At 34.4% G+C, this 17,196-nt stretch carries 17 protein-coding genes; 8 read left to right on the top strand and 9 right to left on the bottom strand.

The features are described 5' to 3' along the window. Positions 1–4: 4 nt before the first annotated feature. The 5 genes from H593_RS0110510 to mraZ are packed head-to-tail and all read right to left on the bottom strand — an operon-like array spanning position 5 to position 5,200. Positions 5–1,468 carry a UDP-N-acetylmuramoyl-L-alanyl-D-glutamate--2,6-diaminopimelate ligase gene (locus H593_RS0110510; protein WP_028872415.1) on the bottom strand — a complete coding sequence of 488 codons (1,464 nt, stop codon included), beginning with the start codon at positions 1,466–1,468 and terminating at the stop codon, positions 5–7. Further along, the gene (locus tag H593_RS0110505; RefSeq protein ID WP_051229700.1) at positions 1,468–3,414 is read right to left on the bottom strand and encodes a penicillin-binding protein; all 1,947 of its coding nucleotides are present in this window, start codon (positions 3,412–3,414) and stop codon (positions 1,468–1,470) included. Before H593_RS0110505 ends, H593_RS0110510 begins: the two co-directional genes overlap by 1 nt. Before the next feature lie 58 nt (positions 3,415–3,472). Further along, positions 3,473–3,790, bottom strand: coding sequence for an FtsL-like putative cell division protein (locus tag H593_RS0110500; protein ID WP_028872413.1), 318 nt, complete (start codon positions 3,788–3,790; stop codon positions 3,473–3,475). A 59-nt stretch (positions 3,791–3,849) separates the two neighbouring features. Further along, a complete protein-coding gene (gene rsmH / locus H593_RS0110495) occupies positions 3,850–4,746 on the bottom strand; it encodes a 16S rRNA (cytosine(1402)-N(4))-methyltransferase RsmH (protein WP_028872412.1) in 897 nt (298 codons plus the stop codon). Further along, a complete protein-coding gene (gene mraZ / locus H593_RS0110490) occupies positions 4,733–5,200 on the bottom strand; it encodes a division/cell wall cluster transcriptional repressor MraZ (protein ID WP_028872411.1) in 468 nt (155 codons plus the stop codon). Before mraZ ends, rsmH begins: the two co-directional genes overlap by 14 nt. A gap of 296 nt (positions 5,201–5,496) precedes the next feature. On the opposite strand from mraZ, the gene H593_RS0110485 reads away from it, so the two are divergent. From H593_RS0110485 to H593_RS18955, 3 genes are all read left to right on the top strand, one after another. Continuing rightward, complete coding sequence (locus tag H593_RS0110485) at positions 5,497–6,261, top strand: alpha/beta fold hydrolase (protein ID WP_028872410.1); 765 nt, start codon at positions 5,497–5,499, stop codon at positions 6,259–6,261. 83 nt (positions 6,262–6,344) lie between these two features. Further along, positions 6,345–6,953 carry a ribosome biogenesis GTP-binding protein YihA/YsxC gene (yihA, locus tag H593_RS0110480; protein ID WP_028872409.1) on the top strand — a complete coding sequence of 203 codons (609 nt, stop codon included), beginning with the start codon at positions 6,345–6,347 and terminating at the stop codon, positions 6,951–6,953. Positions 6,954–6,963: 10 nt separating this feature from the next. Further along, the gene (locus H593_RS18955; protein WP_051229699.1) at positions 6,964–7,770 is read left to right on the top strand and encodes a sulfotransferase family protein; all 807 of its coding nucleotides are present in this window, start codon (positions 6,964–6,966) and stop codon (positions 7,768–7,770) included. On the opposite strand, the gene H593_RS0110470 is transcribed toward H593_RS18955, so the two are convergent. Together H593_RS0110470 and H593_RS0110465 are read right to left on the bottom strand one after the other, a co-directional pair. Then, positions 7,767–8,861 carry an ABC transporter permease gene (locus H593_RS0110470; protein WP_028872408.1) on the bottom strand — a complete coding sequence of 365 codons (1,095 nt, stop codon included), beginning with the start codon at positions 8,859–8,861 and terminating at the stop codon, positions 7,767–7,769. The genes H593_RS18955 and H593_RS0110470 overlap by 4 nt on opposite strands. A 1-nt stretch (position 8,862) precedes the next feature. Further along, positions 8,863–11,055, bottom strand: a complete 2,193-nt coding sequence (locus H593_RS0110465) for a carboxy terminal-processing peptidase (RefSeq protein WP_028872407.1) — start codon at positions 11,053–11,055, stop codon at positions 8,863–8,865. A gap of 221 nt (positions 11,056–11,276) precedes the next feature. On the opposite strand from H593_RS0110465, the gene surE reads away from it, so the two are divergent. From surE to lpxB, 3 genes are all read left to right on the top strand, one after another. Then, the gene (gene surE / locus H593_RS0110460; protein WP_028872406.1) at positions 11,277–12,056 is read left to right on the top strand and encodes a 5'/3'-nucleotidase SurE; all 780 of its coding nucleotides are present in this window, start codon (positions 11,277–11,279) and stop codon (positions 12,054–12,056) included. Beyond that, positions 12,046–12,330: a hypothetical protein gene (locus H593_RS0110455; protein WP_028872405.1), complete on the top strand. Its 285-nt coding sequence runs from the start codon at positions 12,046–12,048 to the stop codon at positions 12,328–12,330. The genes surE and H593_RS0110455 overlap by 11 nt, the downstream gene beginning before the upstream one ends. 88 nt (positions 12,331–12,418) lie before the next feature. Further along, positions 12,419–13,537: a lipid-A-disaccharide synthase gene (gene lpxB, locus H593_RS0110450; RefSeq protein WP_028872404.1), complete on the top strand. Its 1,119-nt coding sequence runs from the start codon at positions 12,419–12,421 to the stop codon at positions 13,535–13,537. 10 nt (positions 13,538–13,547) lie between these two features. On the opposite strand, the gene H593_RS0110445 is transcribed toward lpxB, so the two are convergent. After that, positions 13,548–13,838 carry a hypothetical protein gene (locus H593_RS0110445; protein WP_028872403.1) on the bottom strand — a complete coding sequence of 97 codons (291 nt, stop codon included), beginning with the start codon at positions 13,836–13,838 and terminating at the stop codon, positions 13,548–13,550. 204 nt (positions 13,839–14,042) lie between these two features. On the opposite strand from H593_RS0110445, the gene H593_RS0110440 reads away from it, so the two are divergent. Together H593_RS0110440 and H593_RS0110435 are read left to right on the top strand one after the other, a co-directional pair. Beyond that, a complete protein-coding gene (locus H593_RS0110440) occupies positions 14,043–14,564 on the top strand; it encodes a C40 family peptidase (RefSeq protein ID WP_028872402.1) in 522 nt (173 codons plus the stop codon). A gap of 25 nt (positions 14,565–14,589) precedes the next feature. Then, entirely contained in the window at positions 14,590–16,626 is a 2,037-nt protein-coding gene (locus tag H593_RS0110435) for a ComEC/Rec2 family competence protein (protein WP_028872401.1), read from the top strand. Positions 16,627–16,628: 2 nt separating this feature from the next. On the opposite strand, the gene H593_RS0110430 is transcribed toward H593_RS0110435, so the two are convergent. Next, positions 16,629–17,183, bottom strand: a complete 555-nt coding sequence (locus tag H593_RS0110430) for a thioredoxin family protein (protein WP_186826694.1) — start codon at positions 17,181–17,183, stop codon at positions 16,629–16,631. Positions 17,184–17,196: the final 13 nt, after the last annotated feature.

Below are 17,196 nucleotides of genomic sequence, written 5' to 3'. Positions count from 1 at the left end.
CTTCTTATTTCTGTAATTGTTTTAAAAATTCTTTTACCGTTTTAAAGTCATCAAAATCAAAACGCTCTCCTTTTATTTCTTGATAGGTCTCATGCCCTTTTCCTGCAATTAAAATGATGTCATAAGGGTTTGCTAATTGACAAGCTGTTTTTATCGCTTGCTTTCTATCCACAATAGACATTGTTTTTTTAAAATTTTGAGGTTCTACTCCTTTTTCAATATCCTCAATAATAGTTTCTGGCACTTCACTTCTAGGATTATCACTCGTAAAAATCACCTTAGTACTTAGTGCAGAAGCGATATGTCCCATTTTTGGACGTTTTGATGTATCTCGATCTCCTCCACAACCAACAACTGTAATAAGCTGCTCATTCTTTGTACGAATATTATTTATGGTTTCTAATACATTTTTTAGAGCATCTGGTGTGTGCGCATAATCAACAATGGCAGTGATTTTTTCTTCGGAAATGAGATATTCAAAGCGACCGCTTACACTTTCTAATTCGCTAATCAACCTTAAAATCTCATCTTTCTCAAGACCTAGTAATTCTGCTGTACCATAAATAGCACTAATGTTGTAAGCATTAAAATCACCGATTAATCTTGTCCATAATTCACTGTCATTAAGTTTTAGTAATAAGCCACTAAACTGATTTTCTAAAACCTGTGCTTTATAATCTGCATACGTTTTTAACGCATAGGTGTATGTTTTTGCTTTTGAGTTTTGAAGCATTACCAATCCATTTTTATCATCCACATTTACTAAAGCAAATGCGCTTTTAGAAAGATTGTCAAAAAATGATTTCTTAACGTCTCTATACTCTGCAAACGTGTTGTGATAGTCTAAGTGATCATGTGATAGGTTCGTAAAAATCCCACCTTCAAAATATAAACCTGCAGTACGTTTTTGATGAATGCCATGAGAACTCACTTCCATAAAGCAAAACTCAACACCGGCATCATTCATCAATTTTAGATACCTATTTATTGTCAAAGAATCTGGAGTAGTATGAGTGGCTTTGTATTCGGTATTATCAACCATAATTTTCACCGTAGACAATAAACCAACCTTATAGCCTGCCTTTTTGAATAATTGATATAAAAGGGTAGCAATAGTTGTTTTTCCATTTGTTCCAGTAACTCCAACTAGTCGCAAATTTTCCGAAGGATTTCCGAAGATATTAGACGCCATAAAAGCTAGAGCTTCATGGGTGTTTTCTACCCCTATATAGGTGACTCCCTGTATTAAATTATCTGGAAGTGTCTCACAAACAATCGCAATAGCACCGTGCTCAATTACCGCATCTATAAATTGATGACCATCAACATGGGTTCCTTTGATAGCAATAAAAATATCGCCTTTTGAAACTTGACGCGAATCAAAATGCAAACTATTAACAGCTATACTCGTACTTCCTACGACTGTATTTATGGTAACCTTGTATAATATGTCTTTTAATTGTGTCATTAGGTTCCTAAAACAATAATTTGATTTAGTTTTACTTTAACTCCTTTATTAATGGATTGTGTCTTCACGGTCCCAGTGCCTCTCATATTTACTTTGAGCCCCATATTTTCTAATAATGCTAAAGCATCCATTGCTGGAAGACCAACAACGTCTGGCATAATCGTTTTATGAAGTTGTGAGGTTTTATAAAAAGACTCATATTGCCCTTCTATTTTTACATCGACAACTTCCAAAGACTCCACCTCATCAATTAAAGGTGTTTCGGTATATATTTTTTGAGCTATTCTTTTAAATACTGGTCCAGAAACGTCTGCACCATAGAATCCAACTTTTGTGCTTGGTTTATGGATTACAACTATGCAAGAGTACTTTGGATTATCTGCCGGAAAATATCCCGCAAAAGAGGACACATACTTTCTGTCTTTTTTCCATTCTTCAAAGTCGTAATAATCTGTTCTTGCTGTTCCTGTTTTTCCAGCCATTGAAAAGTTTTCAGAATACATACGTTGCCCTGTACCTCTAACAACTACATTCTTTAAAATCTCTCTAATTTCTCCTAGTGTTTTATCAGAACATATTTTTTGATTAATAACCTCTTTATCAAAACTTTTTACCTCTCTATCAAACTCTTTAACTGCATTAATAAATCTTGGCCTTACCATTTCACCATCATTTGCTATAGCATTATAAAATGTAAGTGTTTGTAAAGGTGTCATCCTCAAATTATAACCATAAGCCATAGATGGCAAAGCATTTTTACTCCAAATTGCATCTCCTGGTTCTGGAATCACTGGCTTACCTTCACCTATTAAAGACACACCGAGCTTATTATGGAGCTTCCAACTCTTAAGGCGATTGACAAACTTTTTTGGTTGTTTTGAATAGTGGTCATCAATAATAGTTGCTAGACCAATATTTGAGGAAACCTCTAAAGCTCTTGCTGCAGAAATTTTTCCATGACCACGAGAATCACTGATCGTTCTTCCATAAAAACGTTTACTACCATTCTTTGTATCTACAATAGTAGACGTATCAATAACTTTATCCTCTAAAGCTGCCATAAATGCCATGACCTTAAATGTAGATCCAGGTTCGTGACTTTCTCCTACAGCATAATTAAGGCGCTCATAATAGCTACCACTTTGGTTTCTACCCAAGTTTGAGATTGCTTTAATCTCTCCTGTCTTCACATCCATGACTACTGCACAACCATGATCTGCTTCGTACTTTTCCAATTGCCCTAAAAGAGAATGATGTGCGATATCTTGAATATTAACATCTATAGTCGTATACACGTCATAACCATCTTGTGGTTCTACTTGATCATAATCAACGATAGGTTTCCATTTTCGGTTTCCTATTTTCTGCATAAGTCTTTTACCATTGGTGCCTCGTAGATATGTTTTACCGAAGTAGCCGTCAATTCCTGGTCTGGTTACATTTCCGTCTTCATCAATTTTCTCATAACCAATAGTGCGCTCTGCGATACCACCCATTGGATGATCGCGCTTTTCTTCTTGAGTGACGATAAGACCACCTCGAATAGCACCAAGGTTTAGCATTGGGAAATTGCGAATTCTAATATAATCTGAATAACTAATATCTCGGGCTAATAGAAAGTATCTGTTTTTATCGAGTCTCGCTTTTTTAATTTTATTTAAATGATAGCTCAACGGTTTTCCTGAATATCTTGAGAGTGAATCTGCCAAAGGCTTTACAAGTGTATTAAAAAGCTCTTGTTTTGGCTGGATAGCATCAATTCTAATGTCATATTTAGGGATTGAGGTGGCTAATAAACTCCCATCTACCGAATAGACGTTACCTCTATTTGCTGGAATATCCATATTTTGAATGGTGCGCTCTTCTGCCAATTCCCTATACACGTCTCCTTGAACAAACTGAATTACGCACAACTTAAATACCACAGCAAGTGCGAAGACAAACATACTGCCAGCCACGAAATATAATCTGTTTAATATGTTAGTTTCGGTTGTTGCCACGTTATCAATTCTGTGTTTTAACTTTTATTTTTTGAGGCGGAATCTCTGATATTATAATTCCTTTTTCTACTACTTTTTTTATAATTGATGATTCCATTTTAAGTCTCATCAATTGTGAACGTCCATCAACAAATGCCGATCTTAATTCTTTTGCTTCATTTTTTAATCTTGCAATTTCATATACCTTTTGATCTGCACTATGAGCACTAGCAATCATTATAATAGCTAAGACCGAAATAAAAATAATCATCCTCCAATTTTTAAAGGAATCGTCACTCACTAAAAATTTACCTCTTAATATGCTGTAAATATTTTTTCTCATATCCCATCTGTTCTGCAGACATCCTCCCTAAAAGGGACGTAATTAATCTATTGATTACACTATAGTTTTTCAGCAATACGAAGCTTTGCACTTCTCGCTCTGTTATTTTCTTTAATTTCCTCTCTCGATGGAATAATCAAACCTCCCACTTTTTTAAGTGGCACTTCAAAATACCCAAATACATCACGCTCAGGCTCTCCTTCAAATAAGCCATTTCTAATAAATCGCTTTACCAGTCTATCTTCTAAAGAATGGTATGAAATCATACTTAACCGTCCTCCTTTAACTAAAATCTCTGGTGTTTGTTTCAAAAATGCCTTTAGCGCTTCAATTTCTTGATTCACTTCAATACGAATCGCTTGATATATTTGTGCTAACACTTTATTCTCTTTTTGGTGATTAAGAAATTGTTTAAGTGCCGTCTTTAGTTGCTCGCTCGTTTTTATTTCTTCATCACGTCGAGATTCTACTATTGTTTTAGCCATGGCCGGAGCTTGCCTTAATTCTCCATATTGAAATAGCACTTGCTTGATTTGCTCCTCATCGTAATTATTAATCACATTATAGGCCGACAAACTATCCTCTTGATTCATTCGCATATCTAAGTCAGCCTCGAAGCGCGTTGAGAACCCGCGTTCTGCAACATCAAATTGATGTGATGACACACCAAAGTCTGCTAGAACTCCATCTACTTGTTTTGCACCATGAAATCGAAGAAAACGTTTTACGTATCTAAAATTTTCATTAATTAATGTGAAACGATCATCATCAATTACATTTAAAAGAGCGTCTTTATCTTGATCAAAAGCAAATAGCTTCCCGTCAGGACCTAAATGTTCTAATATTTCTTTACTGTGACCACCACCTCCAAAGGTGACATCCACATAGACTCCATCAGGCTTAATATTTAAACCTTCAACAGTTTTTTTGAGTAATACTGGGTTATGATAGTCCATCGTCATCGTCTTGTCCCATTACCTCTTCAGCTAAATCAGCAAAATCACCTGTAGCATCATCAATTGCTTTTTCGTATTTGTCTTTATCCCAAATTTCTATAATGTTGATGGCAGATGACACCACAATATCTTTTGTGATACCCGAAAAAGCCACGAGGTCTTTAGGGATTAATAATCGCCCTGCAGAATCTATCTCAACCTGCTTCAAACCTGCTGTAAAACGACGAATAAAATCGTTATTTTTCTTTTTGAAGCGATTAAGCTTATTCACTTTTTGCATCAATATCTCCCATTCGGTCATGGGATACAACTCCAAACATGGTTGAAATACAGCGCGCTTTAGTACGAAACCATTTTGCAATACAGGCAGCAACTGCTTTTTTATCGCAGCAGGCAACATGAGCCTTCCTTTGGCATCAACTTTACACTCGTATGTTCCTATTAAAGAGTTCAAAATGACTGATTTACTTAGAGTAACGATTAAGATTCAAATATATTGAAAATTTTACCACTATTTACCACTCTACTCCACATTTGTTAATAAATATGTAATTAGCATTAAAATAGATGTTACTTATTTCCAAATAAATAAACATAAAACACTTATTACCAAAGCCCTAATTCCTCAAATTAAAACCCTTTTCTAATTGTTCATATCTTAAGTTGTAAGAAACTTTGGAGCGATAAATAATGTGCCATGTTCTAATTGAAATACCTATATTTGTTTTAAAGCAAAATGACTAACTATTAATGGCACACCGTTTAAGAAAGGAAAAAGATTACAGCTATATTGAAGTAGGAGAAGGCAAACCAATGATCATTTTACATGGACTGATGGGCGGCTTAAGTAACTTTGATGCTGTTACAGACTATTTTAGTGAGAAAGGCTACAAGGTTATTATTCCCGAGTTACCAATTTACGGCATGTCATTGCTAAAAACCAATGTTAAAAGCTTCGCAAACTACTTGCATGATTTTATAGAATTCTTAGAACTTGAAGAGGTTATTTTACTTGGAAATTCGCTTGGTGGACACATTGGTCTCTATCACACAAAATTATATCCAAAAAAAGTTAAGGCACTCATCATAACCGGAAGTTCTGGTTTATATGAAAGTGCTATGGGTGGAGGCTACACAAAACGTGGTGACTATGAGGTCATAAAGAAAAAAGCACAAGACGTGTTTTATGACCCTAAAGTGGCAACTAAAGCCATTGTTGACGAAGTATTTGAAACTGTAAATGATAGAAATAAACTCATAAAAACCGTTGCCATAGCAAAAAGTGCAATACGTCACAATATGTCTAAGGATTTACCAAATATGAAATTACCAGTTTGCATTGTTTGGGGAAAAAATGATACCGTTACTCCTCCAGAAGTAGGAACGGAATTCAATGAACTTTTGCCGAATTCTGAATTATTTTGGATTGACAAATGTGGCCATGCTGCTATGATGGAGCATCCTCAAGAGTTCAATCGCATTCTAAATGATTGGCTAGAAAAAAAGGGCCTTTAAGGCTCCATTCAAAACTAAAACTGAAAAGCATTGAAAATTGATGCTATAACCAAAATAGATTCCCAATATCATGGGAACTCAAGATGAAAATTAAAACAGCTGAATTTATTGTAAGTAATTCTGAAGTGGACAAATGTCCAAAAGATCAGATACCTGAATACGCCTTTATTGGCCGAAGTAATGTTGGAAAATCGTCACTAATCAACATGATTACCAATCATAAAAACTTAGCTAAAATATCAGGTAGACCAGGAAAGACTCAACTTATCAATCATTTCTTGATTAATAAAGAGTGGTTTTTAGTAGATTTACCTGGTTATGGATATGCTAAAGTTTCTAAAACTGCTAAACGAAAGTTCCAAAAATTTATCACTAATTATTTTGAGAAGCGCATTCAATTAGTTTCTGCCTTTGTACTCGTAGATATTAGACACGAACCTCAAAAGATTGACTTAGAGTTTATGGAATATTTAGGTGTTAGTCAGGTACCATTTTCTATCATTTTCACAAAAGCAGATAAACTCAAACCATTGGCTATTGAGCGTAATGTTGAAGCCTATTGTAAAAAACTGCTCGAAACTTGGGAAGCCGTACCAAATCATTTTGTCACCTCATCATCAAAAACTATTGGAAGAGACGAGGTCTTACAATATATACAGGATACTAATACAGAAATTGAAGCCCTGCGCTAAATTCTAAAACTTGAAAGTTAATTTTCTTATTATAGGTTCTGCAAAATCAGCTACTACTAGTTTGAGTAACGGGCTCGCCCTACATCCCGATATTTGCTTTAGTAACCCTAAAGAACCTCAATTTTTTAGCAAAATAGATTGGAGACACCATATTTCAGAGTACCACGCTTTATTTACAAGCAAAGCAAAATTATATGGCGAAGGCTCTACAAATTACACCAAACACCCTTCTTTCAATAAGAACATATACACAGATATATTTGAGTATAATCCTGAGATGAAACTCATTTACATTATGCGCCATCCCATTGATCGTATTGTTTCACATTACACACACACGTACAACAGAGGCTATGAGCAACTGCAAGATATAAACGAGGCTATCTCTCAAAACGAGCATTATATTAATACGTCTCAATACGCCACACAAATAACTCCTTATATTGAGCAATTTGGCAGAGATAGAGTGCTACTTTTATTTTTTGAAGACTTTATTACTAAGCCTCAAGAAGTTCTGAATACCGTTTATAGATTTCTTGACATTGACCAATTAGATATTGATATATCATCAATAAATAGTAATAAAAGTTTTAATAGACGCGTCTTACATTACACATACGACAATCCTAAAACTATTTGGGAGAAGTTTAAAAAAGTTGGATTAATTATTAAGAACTACTTCAATAGAGACTTTATAGATTCAAAACCTCAACTAACTCAAGCAACAAAAAAACATATTATTAATAGCGTTGCTGATGATATTAGGGCTATTGAAAAACTCACAAATAGAAATCTTTCTAAGTGGTTAAAGCTCTAGGTTTTCACATCTAACGCATCTCGCAACGCATTACCAATTAGCATAAATGCCATCACTAATACCATAATACAAATACCAGGTATGATGGCTAAAAATGGTTTCCCGAGAATAATATAATTATAATGATCTTTTATCATGGCTCCCCAACTTGCCATTGGTGGTTGTGCTCCAATACCAAGAAAACTTAATCCGCTTTCAATAAGAATTGCGGCTGCAAAATTAGCAGCAGAAATCACAATAATTGGCGCCATTATATTGGGCAGAATGTGTTTGGTAATGATTCTAACATCATTAAAACCTAGTGCTCGAGCTGCTGTGACATATTGCATTTCTTTAGCACTAATAATTTGACCTCTCACCACTCTTGCCACCTCTACCCACATTGTTAAACCTACGGCAATAAAGACTTGCCAAAACCCTTTGCCCAAAGCCAAAGTTATAGCTATTACTAATAAAAGTGTAGGGATAGACCAGGTAACATTAATGATCCACATAATAAAGGCATCTATTTTTCCTCCATAATACCCTGCTATACTTCCGAAGAAAATACCAATTATTAACGATATAAAAACAGCGATAAATCCAATAGAAAATGATATCCTAGAGCCTATTAAAACACGACTAAGAAGATCTCGTCCATATTTGTCTGTACCGAATACAAAGGTTTTATTTTGAATATAGGATTTATAATCGTTGTTAGGAAAGACCCTTAAATTAACTGACTTATCTGCTCCTACTAATCCATCCATAGCGTATTCAGTATAATACAGCACATTATTCTCTACCTCATAACTAGAAATCGGAATGTCCAAATCGCTGCTCTGTGTTCCAAATAATAATTTTGAGACCAGAGATTGACGGTTTTCAATTTCCGAAGGGATATTAAGCATTTGCACTTCAAAACCTGGTCGTTGTGAATGGATTGACAGGTGCATTTCATTTGCGTTTGGAGAATCGTCTGGAGCAATCACATAAGCGAACAGTGACAGTAGGCCAATTGTCACAATTAACCAAAAACTCAAAACGCCCCAAAAGTTCTTTTTGAACTTTCGGAGCGCTAATTGTGATAATGAGTCGCTAGTTTTATGCATTCTAATTTTTTACAGACGTCGCAACTTTTTTAATATCATAAGTCATTTTGAGATCATTTAATACATTAAGCGCCTCTTCAATGTAAACATCCTTGCTTAAACTTGTGTGCCAGCGGTCACGTTTCTCTAATAAAACAGAATCTTTATCCATTAATTTCATTTCATACGGTAAAGATTGAAATGTTAAGTTTGTTGTATAATCTGATATTTTTTCAAAACTCTTAGACTCTTCTTGATTAACCTCTAAGGTTTTTTTATAATCGTCATAATTTAGAGAGTACATTTCTCTATCTCTAATTCTCTTTACCCATTGCGCATTAGCATCAATTAATTTTAACTGCTCGTTAGTTGCCATACGCTCTTTACTGTTCGCGATGGTCGTATCAAAATCGTAGTAACTACTCCAAACTTTAAACTCTGCGGGCTCAATCTTGTCCCACGCTAACGGGTTTTCCTGATCTTTTTCTCCTATATCAATATAACTATAACGATCTGGAACAACCACGTCACTCTTAACACCTTCTAGTTGTGTTGAACCGCCATTAATTCTATAAAATTTTTGAGTTGTAAACTTTAAGGCTCCCATATCGCCTTCACTATTTTGTCTTACCATACGGTTTAAGTCTAAGACGTTTTGTACTGTTCCTTTGCCGTACGTTTGCTCACTACCAATAACAATAGCCCTTTTATAATCTTGCATTGCTGCAGCTAAGATCTCTGAAGCCGAAGCTGATAATTCATTTACCAATATCACTAGCGGTCCATCCCAAACAATAGATTTATCTCTATCATTTAAAATTTCTTTTGGCTCTCCAGCTGTTTTAACTTGTACGATTGGGCCTTCCTCTATAAAAAGCCCACCCATATCAACCACAGTCTGTAAAGATCCACCTCCATTATTTCTTAAATCAAGTACGATACCTTCTACTCCTTCTTCTTTTAATCGTTCTATTTCTAATTTAATATCTGATGCTGCATTACGCTTCTTATAGTCTTCAAAATCTACATAAAACTTAGGTAGGTTTATCACTCCAAATTTCTTATCGTCTTTAATTACTGTAGATGACTTAGCATAGGTTTCTTCTAGCTCCACAACATCTCTTGTAATTGTAACGTCCTCTATAGTACCGTCTACTTTTTTAAGTGTTAGTACAACATCTGTTCCTTTTGGTCCTTTAATGAATTTGATAGCATCCTCTAAACGCATACCAACGATAGTAATACTTTCTGTTTCGTCTCCTTGGCGCACTTTCATTATTTGATCACCGACTTCTAATTGGTTTTGTCTCCAAGCTGGACCACCACTAATGATTTCATTCACAATAGTTGCATCCATTTTTTTCTGAAGTCTTGCCCCAATACCTTCAAAATTACCAGACATGGCAACATCAAAACGATCTTTATCTTCTGGTGCAAAATAGTATGTATGGGGATCAAACTCCTCTACAATAGCATTAATATAGACCGAAAACCAATCTTTACGTTGTCTGTCATCTATAAAATCATAAAGCTCATCTAAAGAACTTTTTGTTACTTCTCTAGCTTCTACTTCTATTTTTTTTACGGACTTCTTTTCCTTCTTTCTAATTGTGTTATCTTCTTGAAGCTTTCTTCTTTCAACATCACTCATATCACCCAAAGCCACACTAGTTTTACTCGCCATTTCTTGATCAGAGATCAAATCATCATAATTAGCAATTGTAGAAAATTTAAGTTGCTGTCTCCAACGCTCTTTCATTTCCTTCTTTGAATTTACATACTCCAGTTTCTCATAGTCTGTTGAAAAATCCTCAGCAACCGAAAAATCAAAAGGCCTAGACAGGACTTCTTTGTAAACGTCCTTAGATTCTGAAATACGCTTCAACAAACGCTCATGCGTCAAATTAAAAAACGATAAATCGTAAGCTTTAATTTGATCATCTAGCTGATTTTTATAAACTTCAAACTCTTCAATGTCTGATGCATAAAAATAACGCTTAAATGGATCTAACTGCTCTAAATAGTCAGTGAACACTTGTTCTGAAAAACTGTCATTAATATCTTGCGGACTAAAGTGACCTTGCTCTAAAACGTAAGTAACTAACTGAATTAACAGTTTATCTTTATTAGGGTCTTGAAATTTTTTGGTCGTAAAACTGCACGAAGCAAAGGCTAAAAGTAATACTAGTAGCGACAGTTTATAATTCCTCTTCATCATATGAATCATATTTTTAATGTAAATTATATTAACATAAAATCTTTTAAGTTAATAGAACATGTAGGTTATTTACATAATTTCTACTAAAGTAACAGAAAAAACCATGCCAATAAAACGAGACGCTTATAAATTTTTGTTAAACCTATATTTATAGGAATTTCAAGGGTCTTTATGTATTTTAGCAGTAGCAAATAATTTAGAAAACACAATCGATACATATGCCTAAAAAGCCACTTATTTTGGTCACCAACGATGACGGAATCACAGCTCCAGGAATTAGAACTTTAATAGAAGTTATGAATACCATTGGAGACGTTGTTGTGGTAGCTCCCGATAGTCCGCAAAGTGGAATGGGACATGCTATTACCATTAACTCCACACTTCATATTGAAAAAGTGACGATAGGCAATGGTAATCAATTAGAATATAGCAGCTCTGGTACTCCAGCAGATTGTGTGAAACTTGGCGTTAAGCAAATTTTAGATAGACGACCAGATTTATGTGTATCTGGCATAAATCATGGATCAAACTCCTCAATTAATGTTATTTATTCGGGTACGATGAGTGCTGCAATAGAAGCTGGTATTGAAGGTATTCCTGCCATTGGATTTTCATTATGCGACTATAATTGGAATGCCAACTTTGATCATTGCAAAGCTTATATCAAAACCATTGCAGAGAACGTATTAAAACATGGCCTTGATAGTGGTACTGTTTTAAATGTCAATTTCCCAAAACTAGATACTACAGAACTAAAAGGGATTAAAGTTTGCAGACAGGCAAAAGCAAATTGGGAAGAAGTGTTTGATCAGCGTAAAAGCCCTAATGGCAAAGATTACTACTGGCTTACTGGCAAATTTGTAAATTTAGATAAAGGTGAAGACACAGACGAATGGGCTTTAGCAAATGGCTATGTCTCTGTAGTTCCAGTTCAATTTGATTTGACTGCACATCATAGTATTCAAGAATTAAATACATGGGATTTTAATGAAAAATAAAAACACAACCATTGGTATTGTCACAGGCTTGATATGCAGTATTGTTGGACTTATTTTGGTTCTATTGTTCTTCGGAAAAGGGAACTCTTTAAACGATTCGCTTCAAATTGCACTTAATCAAGGTGTTTTTGCTAAATTGATGAGTATGGGAGCCATCTTAAATTTAGGCGCGTTTTTCTTATTTATAAACAAGAATCAAGACCATAGAGCACAAGGTGTACTTATTGCAACTGTGCTTGTAGCCATAACAACTTTAATTATTAGATTTTTTTAGATGAAACGAGCGTGTTATAAGAAAATACCTCAAGAAAACGATTATTAGCAAACACCGTGTGACCATTAAAAAACAATATTAAATACACATGAAATATTACATCATAGCTGGCGAAGCCTCTGGAGATCTTCATGCATCCAATTTAATGAAAGCATTATATCAACAAGACGTTAATGCCGATATTAGATTTTGGGGAGGCGACTTGATGCAAGCCGTTGGAGGCAATTTAGTTAAGCACTACAAAGAACGCCAGTTTATGGGTTTTGCTGAAGTTATTTTCAACCTTCGGAAAATTCTCGGACTCATAAAATTTTGTAAGTCTGATATTGAAAAATTTCAACCAGATGTTATTATTTTCATTGATAATTCAGGGTTTAATTTGCGCATTGCCAAATGGGCAAAAGAACTACATTTTAAAACGCATTATTATATTGCACCACAAGTTTGGGCCTCTAGAGCAAGTCGTGTTGAAAAAATCAAACAGGACGTGGATGCTATGTATGTGATTCTTCCGTTTGAAAAAGAATTTTATGCCAAGTATAACTATGATGTGAACTTTGTTGGCCATCCATTAATTGATGCTATAGCAGATAGAATACAAGTCAACCCATTTCAATTTAGAGATAAGCATGATTTATCTGAAAAACCGATAATCGCTCTACTTCCAGGAAGCCGAAAGCAAGAAATCACAAAAATGCTAGGTGTTATGCTCAGTCTAGTTGATGATTTTCCTGAGTATCAATTTGTAATTGCAGGTGCTCCAAGTCAGGATTTCGAGTTTTACAAACCGTTCATCAAACAAGACAACGTTGCGTTTATATCTAATAAAACATATGACTTATTAAGCGTTTCTACAGCAGCTTTAGTGACATCTGGGACTGCAACTTTAGAAACTGCACTTTTTAAAGTACCACAAGTGGTGTGTTATAAAGCCAATGCTATTTCTTACCAAATCGCAAAACGCATTATTACTTTAAAGTATATCTCACTCGTCAATCTTATTATGGATCGCGAGGTTGTCACTGAATTAATCCAAGGCGATTTAAATACCAAACAACTTAAAAAGGAATTGACAAAAATCTTAGATAAAGATATTCGCAAAAAGCTTTTTAGTGATTATTATGAGTTAGAGAAAAAATTAGGTGGTAAAGGTGCTAGTGAGAAGACGGCGAAGTTGATTTATGAAAACATACAAGACAAACCATAAAAATAAGACACTAAATACCAATATTTAAAAGCGTATTCAAAGGTGTGAAAACTAATAACACAGCCATTAGATAAACTATAATTCTTATTAGTAACGACCTCTTTTGTACATTAACCTGTGTTTCTTCAAACCCAAAAGCATATTGCTCGAGTTCTAAATTTTCGTTTACTGGGAATTTCAAAGGTTGCGTATTGAAAATTTTGTTAATTAATAAAAAGAATACAACAACACTCAGCATTGCAAAAACGCCTATTACAGAGATAATATTCAAATCTACCCCAAGTCCAATGCGGAAGTACATTTGCAGCAAAAAAACTCATATTTATTTTTATTTAAAACTAAACTTACAAAAAATAGTTGCAATTTCTTATAACAGACTTAAAAAGAACCTCTACCTGAAGACCTCAAAATCATAGGTTGTAAACAAAATTGTTGAAAACCCAAACGTTATTTGTCTTACAAGCCCTCTTAATTCTATATTTTTAGCCCCTATCTATAGGCATACATGAAAAAAATCATTCTCATTCTTATTTTAAGTGCATTTTTCGCGAGTTGTAACTCATCTAAACGCGTCGTTTCGAAAAAAACAAGAACTTCAAAGACTACAAAGAAACGTAACTCTTCACCATCTGCGGCAACACCAAAGACAGTCGTAAACATTATTGAGCACGCCAAAACGTTTGAAGGCACGCGCTATAAATATGGAGGGACTACAAAAAAAGGTATGGATTGTTCTGGATTGGTAGTCACCGCTTTTAAAAAAGAAGATATCTTATTGCCAAGAACTACTAGCGATTTATCTAAACGTGGTGATTGGATTGATGTTAAAGAAGTCAAAGAGGGCGATTTGCTATTCTTTGCAACCAAAAAAAATAACCGACGTGTCAACCACGTTGGGATTGTAACTTCTAGCAGACCTGGTCATGTGGAGTTTATTCATGCGTCCACAAGTAGAGGCGTCATGATATCAAATCTTGCAGAAAGCTACTGGTATCTTGCTTATGTTCAAGCAAGAAGAGTATTATAACCAATTAATATTGTAACTTCTAAACATGAAGTTACTCAATTTTACAATTATCAAACTTACCTGTTGTGTTATCATGGGTATTTTAATTGCTGAGTATTTAAGGGTTCCGCTTCTTATTTCAATATATACGTCCCTAATTTTAGTTTGCTTATTAGCAGTCCTATTTCTCATATCTAGAAATAACTTACATAAGACAATTTGGTTCGGACTCATCACCATTTTAACGATGACAAGCTTGGGTGTTTTAATATATAATACCCATGACCAAAGCAACTTCAAGAATCATTATAGTTGGCACATTTCCGAAGAAAAACTAAACGAAACGCCTGTTGTATTCAAAATTAGAGAGCGACTAAAATCTGGAAATTATAATGACAAATACATTATAGACATTCTTAAAGTGAACGGGGAAAAGGTAAACGGGAAATCGTTACTGAATATAAAAAAAGATTCTGCAAATCGCCTTCATAAAATTGATGATGTATTACTGATGAACGCAATATTTAGAGTCGTCAATAAACCGACAAATCCTAATCAATTTGATTATGGTAAGTATCTTGGAAAGCAATATGTATACCATCAATTATTTACAGAAAACACCTCTGTCCTAACATTGAAATCAGAGCGTTCTTCAATATTTGGCTATGCAGATGCTATTAGAACTCATATCAATGAAAAGCTAGAAAACTATAACTTTAAACCGGAAGAACTCGCTATCATAAACGCTCTAATCCTCGGTCAAAGACAAGACATGAGCAAAGACATTTATGATAGCTATACAGGTGCTGGCGCGATTCATATTCTAGCAGTTTCTGGGCTACATGTTGGTCTTATCTTATTATTACTCACTATTGGTTTGCGACCTATTGAGCGAATTAAAAATGGTAAGACTATTAAGGTGGTCCTTATTTTAATTTTATTATGGTTGTTTGCCATTGTTGCTGGCTTGTCTGCATCTGTAACAAGAGCCGTCACTATGTTTAGTATTGTCGCTATTGCGATGCACATGAAACGACCGACAAATATTTTCAATACACTAGCCATTTCGATGTTTGTCCTGCTTTTGGTAAAACCTATGTTTTTATTTGATGTTGGTTTTCAGCTGAGTTATGTCGCTGTCTTAGCCATTGTTTCCTTACAACCATTACTCTATAAATTATGGAAACCTAAATGGAAACTAATAGATTATTTCTGGCAAATTCTTACGGTTACAGTTGCTGCACAGTTTGGTGTTGTACCTCTAAGTTTGTATTACTTTCATCAGTTCCCTAGTTTGTTCTTTATTTCTAACTTGGCGATTATTCCATTTCTAGGAATGATTCTAGGATTGGGTATTTTGATTATTATACTGGCAGTTTTAAATGCACTTCCGCAATTTTTTGCAGACCTCTATGGCTCTATTATAAGTGGAATGAATACTGTTGTTACTTGGGTATCCCAACAAGAAGCTTTCTTATTTAAGAATATATCCATTAATGAGCTTCAAGTCTTTGCGTGTTATCTTTTAATTATAACACTTGCATTTTGGTATAAAAAACCAAATTTCAAAAGACTTGCATTTGCATTAATATCCATACTATGCCTACAAAGCGCTTGGCTGTTTACTGACTATCAAAACTCAAATAATGAATTTATCATCTTTCATAAAAGCAGGAAAACCTTAATAGCTAAAAAAATAAAATCAACACTCCATACCGCTCACAATCTTGATAGTATCTCGTGGTCTAAAGATAGGGTTATCACTAATTTTAACGTCGGAAATTTTATAACTACAAACACTTTAGACACCTTAAAATCTGTTTATATATTTCAAGATAAAACTATTTTAATCATTGATAGTTTGGGTGTCTATGCAGTGAAAAGCTTTAAGCCTGACTATGTATTACTTCGCAATTCGCCTAGAATAAATATAGATCGTATGATAGATTCTATCCAACCAAAATACATCATTGCAGATGGAAGCAATTATACGTCTTACGTGAATCGTTGGGAACAAACTTGTATAAAAAGAAAACTCCCTTTTCACCATACAAGTAAAAAGGGAGCTTTTATCATTAAATAATACTAGTCTGTAAATTCTGCTTTAAACGCTTTAAAGTAGGCATTAAACTGATCTTGAGTTGTAATATCCTTATAATCGTTTGATACAAATAACTTCAAATATAATTCTATTTGTTGCGGTTTCATATAGCCACTAATTGGCTGTATAACAGATCCTTCTTCATCAAAATACACGATGGTAGGATACGCTCTAACGCCTAAGTGACGTGACAATTCATGCACGCTATTTCTTCGATTTTTAAGTTCTTCTTTATATCCTGGGTTTTTAAATTCTGCGTCTTTATAATTCACGACAGAATTACCTTCGGCGTTAAACTTCACAGCATAGAAATTTTTATTCACATAGGCAACGACATCCTTATTATGAAAGGTGTTTTTATCGAGCATTTTACATGGACCACACCAATTGGTATAGACATCCATCATAATTTTTTTAGGGTTTTTCTTCTGAAGTGCTAAAGCTTCTTCAAGAGACATCCAGTTAATTTCTAGGGATTGCGCTACTGCACCACTTGAAGACATCAAGGCGATTGCAAATATTAATAGTAATTTCTTCATAATTTTTTCTGAT

Source organism: Psychroserpens burtonensis DSM 12212 (assembly GCF_000425305.1).
In the GTDB taxonomy this organism is placed as follows: domain Bacteria; phylum Bacteroidota; class Bacteroidia; order Flavobacteriales; family Flavobacteriaceae; genus Psychroserpens; species Psychroserpens burtonensis.
This window is presented reverse-complemented; position numbering and strand designations above follow the sequence as displayed.